The sequence below is a fragment of the Streptomyces durocortorensis genome (assembly GCF_016901035.1).
GTDB lineage: Bacteria > Actinomycetota > Actinomycetes > Streptomycetales > Streptomycetaceae > Streptomyces > Streptomyces durocortorensis.
In genome coordinates, this window is record NZ_JAFEUF010000242.1 from 1 (window position 1) to 9976 (window position 9976).

Here is a 9976-nt window from a genome sequence, read left to right on the forward strand (position 1 = left end):
GGGGCGTCCTCGACCGGGACGATCGTGCCGGTGGCGTTGTCCGTGGGGTTGGGGTCGATGACGGCCCCGGTGACGGACCAGTTGATCCGCTGGTCGCCGGTGGTGACGCCGGTCAGCCGGGCGGTGATCTCCACGTCGGTGCCGGGCGGGACGATGCCGAGGTTGCACTGCGGGGTGCCGGGGGCGCAGGTCCCCGAGTCGGTGGTCAGTTCCTCCAGCCGTACGCCGGGCGGGGCGTCGACGGTGAGGGTGGTGCCGGGCGACGGGGCGGGGCCCCGGTTGGTGACGGTGATGGTCACCTCGGTGTCGGAGCCGACCTCCACGGCGGGCTGGGTGGGCGGCGCGGTCAGCGACAGGTCGACGGACTGCTGGAGGGCGGGCTCCTTCTGCCGTCCGGCGTGCGTGTTGTCGACGGGGGCCAGGTCGCCGGAGGCGAGGTCGAGGACGGAGAGCTGCTCCATGGAGTTCGGGGCGAGTTCGCGGCGCGCGGTGAGGACGAGCTTGTCGCCGCCGGGGGTCCAGGCCACGTCGCGGGGCTGGTGGGGGCCGGTCGCGGAGGTGTCGGGGATCGGCAGGTCGCAGCCGGCCGGGTTGTCCTTCTGGACGGAGGGCAGCACGACCCGGCAGCCGCCGCCGCGCAGGGGCTTGACGAGGACGCCGGCCTGCTGGTTGACCCTGCCCCCGCCGTCCTTGCGGTTGAAGGCGACCTTCAGGCCGTCCGGCGAGAACGCGGGGCTGTCGTCGATGACCTCGCAGGCGCCGGGGCAGATGGTGGCGCTCAGGTCGCGCTGGTTGCCGAGGTCGGCGACCGGCACGACCCAGATGTGCCTGTTGCCGCCGTTGCCGTTGATGGTCTGGTTGCGGGTGAAGGCGAGGTTGGCACCGTCCGAGGACCAGGTCGGCTGGGCGTCGCCGCCCGGCTGCTGCCCCGCGGGCGGCCGGATCTCGTCGAGGATCTCACCGCTGGCGACGTCGGCGATGAGGATGCGGCTCGGGCCGGCCGCGTCGCCGGTGCCGCCGGGCGAAGTGCGGGTGAACGCGAGCTTGGTGCCGTCCGGCGAGAAGGCGGGGTCGGTGTCCCAGTCGTTCGCACCGCGTCCGGCGAGTGGCAGTGCCGCCGCGTTCCTCCCGTCCGCGTCGGTCATCCAGATCCGCTCGATCCGTCCGGCGTCGCCGTCCTCGAAGCGGGTGACGACGATGCGGCGGCCGTCCGGGGTGTAGCTCTGCCGCTCGGTCCACGGGTCGTAGTCCGGGCCCGGGTTGAACAGCGGGTCCACGGCGGCGTCGTCGTTGGTGCGCGCCGCCGGGTCCTCCTTGAGGATCGTGAGGCCCAGGTCGCGGGGGTCGGAGCCGTCCTGGCGGACGTCCTGGAGCGTCACCATCTGCGCACCGGAGAGCACCTCGTCCGGCTTCTTGATGGTCCCGGGGTCCGGGGTGATGCGGGGGACGACCACGGTCCCGGCCGGGGGGAACCAGGTGGGCGGCCCCACCTCGCGGTTCTCGTTGACCAGTTGGTCCGGCGGGTCGGGGTCGAAGGCGGTCACCCGGTAGACGTGGTCGAAGTCGTCGCAGCCGCAGGTGTGGTACGGGCTGAGGAAGACGACGTCCTTGCCGTCCGGCAGCCAGGAGGCGGAGCGGGTGCCCCACTCGGCGTGCCCGCCGACCAGCAGCGGCCGGTCGGTGCCGAGGCCCTCCGTGGCCCGAAGTTCCGTCCCGTCGTCGACGTTCGGGTCGGGGTTGGTGGTGAGGGTGTACGCGACGGTGTTCCGGGCGGCGGGGTCGGTGCCCGGGTTCCAGGAGGGCTCGGTGGCGTCACCGGCCCCGGCGTCGCTGATCCGGGTCTGCGGGCCGCCGGCGACGTCCCGCACGTATATCTGCCATCCGAGGGCGGTGTCGCCGTCGCAGGCGTACGCGATCCTCGTGCCGTCCGGGGACCAGGTCGGGGACTCCTCGTTGTCGGCGGTGTCGGTGAGGCGGCGCAGGTTCGTGCCGTCGACGCCGACCGACCAGAGGTCGCGCTGGACGGTTCCGCCGGGGCCGGGCTCCGCCGAGTCGAAGACCACGGTCCGGCCGTCCGGGGAGAGTTCGGGGCGGGCCGCGTCCCGGTCGGCGGTGAGCCGGCGCACGGACCCGTCCGCGCCGCGCACGTACACCTGGGGCTTGGCGCTGTCCCGGAGGCTGGTGAAGACCAGGACGTCACCGCGGGCGGAGGGGTCCTGGTCGTAGTGGGCGGGCCCCCCGTCGCCGAACAGCGGGTCGGTCCTGTCCTGGTCGTTGGCCCGCCCCAGGCTGCGGTGGTCGGTACCGGCGAAGGCGATCCGCCCCGCCTGGGCCGGGTCGGCGTCCGCCACGGCGGCGACGGCCTCGCCCGCCCCGTCCGGGGCGGCGGCCGAGCCGACCAGCAGCAGCGGTGCCAACAGCACCGCCGCACCGGTCAGTCGGCCCAGCCGGGATTGCTTCGCCGGGCCAGCAGTGCCGGTCACGGCCCACCTCACAGTCTGTCGATGACTCTCCACCGGCCAGCTTCGCCCCCGCGCGGGGGCGAGGGACAGGCCGCGCGTACCCGGAGCGGGGGAAGGGACCGCTGCCCTTTGCGGCGGTCGCCCTGGCTCCGGGCGGCGGCCGCCCCTCCCTCAGATCAGCCCGTGCCGCATCGCGTAGCCCACCGCGTGGGCCCGGTTGCGCAGTTCGAGGCGGGTCGCGACCTCGTGCAGCACGTTCTTGACGGTGCGTTCCGAGTACGAGGTCTTCCGCGCGATCTCCGCGGTGTCGCAGCCCTCCGAGACCAGCCGGATCATCTCCGCCTCGCGCGCGGTGAGCGTGGACAGGGTGAGCCCGCGGGGGTCGAGGACCGTCCGCTGGAGGGAGCTGACGTGGTCGAGCAGCTTGCCGAGCAGGTCGCCCGGCAGGACGCCTTCGCCGTTGGCCATCGCCCGCACCAGGTGGACGAGCCGGTCCTGGTCGGCCTCGCCGCGCCGCAGCACGGCGGCGACCCCACACTCGATCATGGTCTGGAGGGCGCCCGACTCGAAGAACCCGACGACCAGTCCGGTGCGGGTGGAGGTGTTGCGCTGGAGGCGGTGCAGGAGCTGGACGGTGAACTCGCCCACCGTGTCCACCACGACCAGGGAGACCTGCGCCCGGTCCGCCTCGGCCTCCGGCAGCAGTTCTATCTCGGGGCGCACGCGCAGTTGGTGGACCATTCCGGTCTGCAGGATCAGGTCCTCCGCGTACACCGCCACGGAGACCCGGCCCCCGGGCGCTCCCCCGGGGCCGGCCGTGCGGCGGCCCGCCGCGTCGGGCCCGCGGAACTGCCCGTGTGCGGCCGTGCCGGCCGTCGCACTGTCCGTCGTACGTGCAGCTGTGCGTGCAGCCGTGCTGTTCGTCGTGTCCGTGATCGTCGTCATCGTTCCGTGCCCGTCTTCCTCAGGTACTGCAGCCCGATATGCGTGCTGTGCTCGTGATCGTGATCGCCCCCCGCCGGCCGGGGCAGGGCGAGCGGGCCCGGCGCGGGGGCGCGGGGACACCGTGCCGGTGGGCCCGCGGGGCACCGCCGCTGCCCGCTTCTTGCCCTTGCGTCTCTGCTGCCGGGCGGCGTCGGCGGCCTACCGTCGCAGAGTGACCACATCTGCCGAACTCGAAAGCCCCACGGTGACGGTGTCGCCGGGCGGTACCGCGACGACCACCCTGACCGTGCGCAACGACGGCGACATCGTCGAGGCCTACACCCTCGAAGTCGTCGGCGACTGCGCGGCCTGGACCACCGTCGAGCCGGCGCGTGTGTCGCTGTACCCGGGCACCTCCGAGACGGTGGCCCTCACCTTCGCCCCGCCCCGCTCCCACGAGGTCCGGGCGGGCGAAACCCCCCTGGCCGTACGGGTCCTGCCCGCGGAGCGGCCCGAGTCGGTGGTGGTTCCGGAGGCCACGGTGACCGTGGAGCCCTTCCACGAGCTCCGCACGGAGCTGGAGCCGCGCCGCCGCCGGGGCTGGCTGGGCGCCCGTTTCCGTACCGCCGTGCAGAACAAGGGGAACACCCCGGTCGACGTGGTCCTCGCGGGCCGGCAGGACGGGGAGGACCTGACCCTCGGCTTCACTCCAGACAAGAAGCGGCTGGAGCCGGGCGAGTCGGCGGAGGTCGCGCTGAAGGTCCGGGCGCGGAAGCTGATCTGGTTCGGTGAGCCCGTCACCTGGCCGTTCGAGGTCCTGGCGAGCGAGGCCGCGGAGGCTGCCGAGGGCACCGAGGGGAACGCCGACACCAAGGCCGAGCCCAAGCCCGTGGCCACGGCCCCGGCCCCGGCCGACGACGGCCTGCACGGTGGGCCCGAGCCGCTGCCCGGGGAGTTCGCGCAGATACCCGTGCTGCCCAAGTGGCTGCTGATCGTGCTGGCGGCGCTGCTGGCGCTGCTGCTCGCGTGGTTCGCCCTGGTGCGGCCCGCGGTGCAGAGCACGGCCAAGCAGGCCGGGGCGAAGGCCGCGCAGGAGGAGACCGAGCGGGGCGAGGAGCAGGGGTCGACACCGCCCGGCGGTACGGAGAACCCGGCAGGCGGCCAGGGCGAGGGGACCGGTCCGGACGGAACGGGCCCCGGTACGGGCGGTTCGGGTCCGGGCGGATCCGGCGGGGGCGGCAACGGCGGCGGCGCGGGCGGCGGGCGGCAGGCCTCCGAGACCATCGACGTGCAGACCCGGGCAGGGGCCACGAAGGTGGGCGCCTACAAGGTGCCGGCCGGGAAGGTGTTCGGCGTCACCGACGTCGTGGTGGCGAACTTCCAGGGCGACGAAGGCGTCGTGACGATCTCCTTCGGAGACCGCAAGATCACGACGATCGCGCTGGAGACCTTCCGCAACCAGGACTATCACTGGGTCACCCCCATTCAGGTTCCGGAGAACGCCACCGTCACCGCTTCCGTCACCTGTGCCAAGCCCGGCACTCCGGCCACCGGAACACAGGCTTCCGGGTGCCATCAGGTTCTGAATGTCAGCGGCGTGCTGAGCGATCTCGCACGATAGAAGAACGACAGAAGAACGACAGAAACAGCGACGCCGGGCGTTCCGCTTACCCTCTCGACGAGACAACAGCAGAAACCCTGCCGAGAGGAAACCTGGCGTGCCGGGCGATGGCGAATTCGCCCTCCCGGATACGTCAGAGGTCTCAACCAGTTCGGTCGCCCGCGGCGGCGACAGCACCGGAAGAATATCCGCTTCCGGTGGCCGCGGGCACGAACGGACCTGCTCAGGAATGGTTCTGACGGTTCAGGAGCAGGGGGCGGTTGCCCGTTCGGAGCGCCTCCGTGCCCGCTTCCCGCCTCCGTACCCGACCGATTCCGCCCGCCTTCTCGGCGCATTCTGGCCGAATCGCGTCACCTCGGAGCGTTTCTCCGGCACCCCCGGACGGCTCCCGGCCGTCGGCGGTTTACCGGGAAAGAGAGATACCAAACACATGGGGTTCCCGGCGCGCCGTCCGGCCTTTCACCCAATCCCCGGACGGGGGTGGCAACATGAGACTGTTCCGTAACACGCTGTTCTCGTTCTCTTCACGCAGGCCGCGGAATGCGCGTCGAAGATCGCGAATAGGAGCGACCGTTCCGACCGGACCGCCAGGGGCAGCGTCACCCGGCGTCCGGGGCCCGGAAAGGGCAGTTTCGTTGCCCCGTGCCGAGGACTCCCGGGCCTGGTCCGCGCCCGAGCGGCCGGTCAAGACTGGACGGTGATCGAGTGACCGTCCAGAAGGAGCGAGCATGCCGTCGTACCTCACCCCCGGTGTTTACGTGGAGGAGGTGCAGTCCGGAGCGCGGCCCATCGAAGGGGTCGGCACCGCGGTCGCAGCCTTCGTCGGCTTCGCCGGGACGGGCCCCTTCCACCGGCCGACGCTGGTGACCAACTGGGACCAGTACGTCCAGACGTTCGGCGCGTTCACCGCCGACACCTATCTGGCGCACGCCGTCTACGGCTTCTTCGCCAACGGCGGCGGCGCGGCCTACATCGTGCGCATCGGCGGCCCCGCCGAGGGCACGGAGGGCGCGGAGGGTACGGGCCGTGGCGCGGTCGCCCAGGCCCCCGCACCCGTCGCGCTCGGCGGGTTCCTGGTCGCCGCGAAGCCCGGCACGGGCGCCGACCTCTCCGTCGAGGTCGCCGACGCCGAGGGCGAGAACCCCCCGGAGGACCGTTTCCGGCTGCTGGTCCGCCAGGCCGGCAAGGTGGCCGAGACGTACGACGTCTCCACCCGCAAGAACGTCAAGGGCTACCTGGTCACCCAGGCCCGCGACTCCAAGCTGGTCCAGGTCACCGAGCAGCCCGGCACGGCGCAGAGCCGCCCCGAGAAGCAGACCGTGGCCCTCGCCCCCGCGACGGCGGCCGCGCCCGGCAACGGCGTGGCCCGCCTCGACGCCTCCGAGTACGTGGGCGACGCCTCCGCCCGTACCGGGTTCGCCGGTCTCGAAGCGATCGACGAGATCACGATGGTCGCCGTCCCGGACCTGATGAGCGCCTTCCAGCGCGGCGACATCGACGCCGAGGGCGTCAAGACCGTGCAGCTCGCGGTCATCTCGCACTGCGAGCAGATGGGCGACCGGGTCGCCGTCCTGGACACCCCGCCCGGCATGAACGCCCAGCGGGTCCGCACCTGGCGCAACGAGGACGCCGGCTACGACTCCCGTTACGCCGCCCTCTACTACCCGTGGGTCAAGGTCTTCGACCCGGCGAGCGGCCGCAACTCCCTGGTCCCGCCGAGCGGCCACGTCGCCGGCGTCTGGGCCCGGAGCGACAACGAGCGCGGAGTCCACAAGGCCCCCGCCAACGAGGTCATCCGAGGAGCGGTGGACCTGGAGATCCGGCTCTCCAAGGGCGAGCAGGACCTCCTCAACCCGATCGGCGTGAACTGCGTACGCGCCTTCCCCGGCCGCGGCATCCGCATCTGGGGCGCGCGCACCCTCTCCTCCGACCCGGCCTGGCGCTACCTGAACGTCCGCCGCCTCTTCAACTACCTGGAGGAGTCGATCCTCCTGGGCACCCAGTGGGTGGTGTTCGAGCCGAACGACGACCGCCTCTGGTCGAGCATCCGGCGCAACGTCACCGCGTTCCTCACCGAGGAGTGGCGACGCGGTGCGCTGTTCGGCCGCACGGCCGAGGAGGCGTTCTACGTCCGGTGCGACCGGAGCAACAACCCGCAGGAGTCGATCGACCTCGGTCAGGTCGTCTGCGAGATCGGGGTGGCCCCGGTGAAGCCCGCGGAGTTCGTGATCTTCCGGCTCTCGCAGTTCTCGGACAGCACCAGTCTCGTCGACGAGTGACCGTGATCGCACGGTCCTCCCGCACCCCTTAACTTCCCTTTCGACCTTTTCGAACCTCTCGATCAGAACAGGTGACCCATAGTCATGGCAGAGGGCGACGCTCTTTCCACCCACGTCTTCGGCGTTCAGCTCGGCGGCTATCTCGTGGAGTCCATCCAGGAGATCAGCGGCATGACCGTCGAGGAAGAAGTCGTCGAGGTCCGTCAGGTGACCGCCGAGGGCAAGCAGATCATCCGCAAGCAGCCGGGCGCCCGCCAGGCGGGCGAGGTGACGATCACCCGCGGGCTCGACCAGAGCAGCGAGTTCACCACCTGGATCAAGGAGACCCTCAACAACGGGGCCGTCGACACCGCCCGGCAGAACCTCACGATCGAGATCAAGGACTCGACGGGTGAGACCGTCCGCCGCATCCAGCTGATGCAGGGCTGGGCCTCCAAGTGGGAGGGCCCCTCCCTGAAGGCCGGTGAGTCGAGCGCGGCGACCGAGACGGTGACCATCACCTTCGAGGAGATCGTGGTCGAATGAGGCGCCGGACCGTTACGCCGGGCGCCGGACTCGAAGAAGTCCTCGACAACCTCGCCGCGGCCCCCGCCGCGCGCGAGGAGACCGCCGCGCCCGCTCCCGCACCCGCCCGCCCCCGTGAACGGGACACGCTCCAGACGGAGTTCGCCTTCGAGCTGCCGCGCGGGTACGTCGACGACGAGGGCCAGGTGCACCGGAGCGGCACCATGCGGCTCGCGACGGCCCGGGACGAGCTGCGCCCGCAGATCGACCTGCGGGTGAAGGAGAACCCGGCGTACCTGTCCGTGGTGCTGCTGAGCCAGGTCATCACGCAGCTCGGCCCGATCACCGACGTCCACGCGGGGATCGTCGAGCGGATGTACGCGACCGACGTGGCGTTCCTCCAGGACTTCTACCGGAGGATCAACAGCGAGGGCCACACGCATGCCGCGGTGACCTGCCCGCTCTGCCACGGGTCGTTCGAGGTGGACCTCTCGGGTGGGCGCCTGGGGGAATCGTGACGTACGCGCTTCCCCGGTTGCGGGAGGAGATCGCGTACGTCGCCTACCACTTCCATTGGCAGCGTGAGGACATTCTCGACCTCACCCACGCGGAGCGTCAGCAGTGGGTGCGGGAGATTGCGCGGATCAACACCCGCGTCAACGAAGGCGGGTGATCGTGTGGGGTTCGGGGACTGGCTGCGCCGGACGGACCGGCAACGGTCCGGCACGCCCGCGCGGGAGGGCGGGGACCGGGGCGTACCCGAGGTGCCCGAGGCACCCCCCGTACGCACGTCCGCCCCGGCCCCCGGCAGCTCCGCTTCCGCCGCCGGAGGCGACGACGCCGGTGACCGGGACCGCGGCGGCCTGGACGGCGGTGGCTGGGACGGCGGCTGGCGGCGGGTGGCCCCGCCGTCGGTGACCGTCGCCCGGTCCTCGATCGGCGTGAGCGACGGGCTGCGGTTCCGCTCGCGGCTGGCCTCCTGGCAGAACCCGGCCCTCGGCGGCGAACTGGGCCACGCCGTCCTGCCGTCGGCTCCGGTCGGCCTCATCCACGGTGTCGCCCGCCCCGGCTCCGCGCGGACCGCGTCGCAGCCCTCCCCGGGCGGGCCGCTGCTGCTGCGCGCCGTCCGTCCCTCGGGGGCCGACGAGCCCGTCGAGTCCCCCGCGCCCGCGTCGGACCTGCCGCCTCCTTCGGCGGGGAGGAAAGCCGTACGCGGTACGGGGATGGGTACGGGCACGGGTCAGCCGGGGCCTGCCTCGCCGCCGGTCCAGCGGTCGGCCGGGGCACGCGGGCCGGCCTCGTCGGACGGTTCGGAGTCCAGGAGCCCGGCGTCGTCGGTCACGTCGGGGTCGAGGTCCCGGCCGTCGTCGCCGGGCGGTTCGGGGTCCGGGACTCGGCCGTCGTCAGGTACGGCAGGTTCGCCGGGTTCCGGGAACGCCTCGGGCTCGTCGGGGTCGGCGAGCGCGTCCCGGTCCACGTCGGCAGCCTCATCGGCCTCCGGGTCTGCCTCCGCGTCCAACTCCTCGGCCCAGTCCGCCTCGGGCGGCTCGGGCGGGCTTTCGGGAGCCGTGTCCGGGCCTGCCACGCGGGCGACCCTCGGGGCCGGGGACACCGCGTCCGCCGTCCGCCCGCCCTCGCGGCCCGCTGCCGTGCGTCCCCAGCGGGTCGCCCCACCGCTGACCGTCGCCCGGTGTCCGGCGATGCCGCTGCGGCAGATCGCCGGGCTCGCGCCCGCCACGCCCGCCACCCCGCCCTCGGCGGCTTCCCCTGCGTCAGCGCCGACCGCACAGGCCGCCCCGGCCGCCGTCCAGCGGGCCGTGTCCGAGCGGCGGGGCGGCCCTGACCGTAAGGGCCCGGTCGTCCCGGACCGCGATGCCCCGGCTCCTGACCGTGCCCCCGGGAAGCCTGCCGCCGAAACGGTACGCCCGGCCCTGGGCAAGCCCCTGCGCGAGCTGCCCGCCGGGGCCAGGCCGGCCGGGGCCGAGGGGCCGGCGGGAGTCGTTCCGTCCGCCCCCGCACCGGCGCACCCGGCGGCGGACCTGCCGGTGCTGCAGCGCCGCGAATCGGACCCGCCGAGCCCTTCGGCAGCGACCCCCGCATCGCCCACGCCCCCCGCAGCGGGGGGGGCGGCCGGACCCCGCGCGGCCGGCCGCCCGCGCCCCCCCCGGGGGTGGATTGGCCGGGCG

At 73.1% G+C, this 9976-nt stretch carries 8 protein-coding genes; 5 read left to right on the top strand and 3 right to left on the bottom strand.

Going from position 1 to position 9976, the window contains the following annotated elements; all coding sequences use genetic code 11:
• Both JS521_RS29740 and JS521_RS29745 read right to left on the bottom strand, forming a co-directional pair.
• On the bottom strand, positions 1-2483 hold a 2483-nt coding region (locus JS521_RS29740; RefSeq protein WP_205086035.1), incomplete at its 3' end, for a DUF11 domain-containing protein.
• 150 nt (positions 2484-2633) lie between these two features.
• Positions 2634-3407 carry a helix-turn-helix transcriptional regulator gene (locus tag JS521_RS29745; RefSeq protein ID WP_205086036.1) on the bottom strand — a complete coding sequence of 258 codons (774 nt, stop codon included), beginning with the start codon at positions 3405-3407 and terminating at the stop codon, positions 2634-2636.
• A gap of 244 nt (positions 3408-3651) precedes the next feature.
• Between JS521_RS29745 and JS521_RS29750 the strand changes: the two genes are divergently transcribed.
• The 5 genes from JS521_RS29750 to JS521_RS29770 all read left to right on the top strand — a co-directional run bounded on the left by JS521_RS29750 (position 3652) and on the right by JS521_RS29770 (position 8463).
• Positions 3652-5007 (top strand): COG1470 family protein, encoded by a 1356-nt coding sequence (locus JS521_RS29750; RefSeq protein WP_205086040.1) that lies wholly within the window; start codon positions 3652-3654, stop codon positions 5005-5007.
• Positions 5008-5735: 728 nt separating this feature from the next.
• Positions 5736-7286, top strand: a complete 1551-nt coding sequence (locus JS521_RS29755; protein ID WP_205086037.1) for a phage tail sheath family protein — start codon at positions 5736-5738, stop codon at positions 7284-7286.
• An 84-nt stretch (positions 7287-7370) separates the two neighbouring features.
• Positions 7371-7811 carry a phage tail protein gene (locus tag JS521_RS29760; RefSeq protein ID WP_073802749.1) on the top strand — a complete coding sequence of 147 codons (441 nt, stop codon included), beginning with the start codon at positions 7371-7373 and terminating at the stop codon, positions 7809-7811.
• Positions 7808-8308, top strand: a complete 501-nt coding sequence (locus tag JS521_RS29765; RefSeq protein WP_205086038.1) for a hypothetical protein — start codon at positions 7808-7810, stop codon at positions 8306-8308. The genes JS521_RS29760 and JS521_RS29765 overlap by 4 nt, the downstream gene beginning before the upstream one ends.
• Entirely contained in the window at positions 8305-8463 is a 159-nt protein-coding gene (locus tag JS521_RS29770) for a DUF6760 family protein (RefSeq protein WP_018492281.1), read from the top strand. Before JS521_RS29765 ends, JS521_RS29770 begins: the two co-directional genes overlap by 4 nt.
• 567 nt (positions 8464-9030) lie before the next feature.
• On the opposite strand, the gene JS521_RS29775 is transcribed toward JS521_RS29770, so the two are convergent.
• Positions 9031-9528 carry a hypothetical protein gene (locus JS521_RS29775; RefSeq protein WP_205086039.1) on the bottom strand — a complete coding sequence of 166 codons (498 nt, stop codon included), beginning with the start codon at positions 9526-9528 and terminating at the stop codon, positions 9031-9033.
• Positions 9529-9976 lie beyond the last annotated feature (448 nt).

Bases quoted from the DNA above. Each gene is read 5' to 3' on its own strand.
- JS521_RS29745 (WP_205086036.1), bottom strand. From the start codon at position 3,407: ATGACGACGATCACGGACACGACGAACAGCACGGCTGCACGCACAGCT.
- JS521_RS29755 (WP_205086037.1), top strand. From the start codon at position 5,736: ATGCCGTCGTACCTCACCCCCGGTGTTTACGTGGAGGAGGTGCAGTCC.
- JS521_RS29760 (WP_073802749.1), top strand. From the start codon at position 7,371: ATGGCAGAGGGCGACGCTCTTTCCACCCACGTCTTCGGCGTTCAGCTC.
- JS521_RS29765 (WP_205086038.1), top strand. From the start codon at position 7,808: ATGAGGCGCCGGACCGTTACGCCGGGCGCCGGACTCGAAGAAGTCCTC.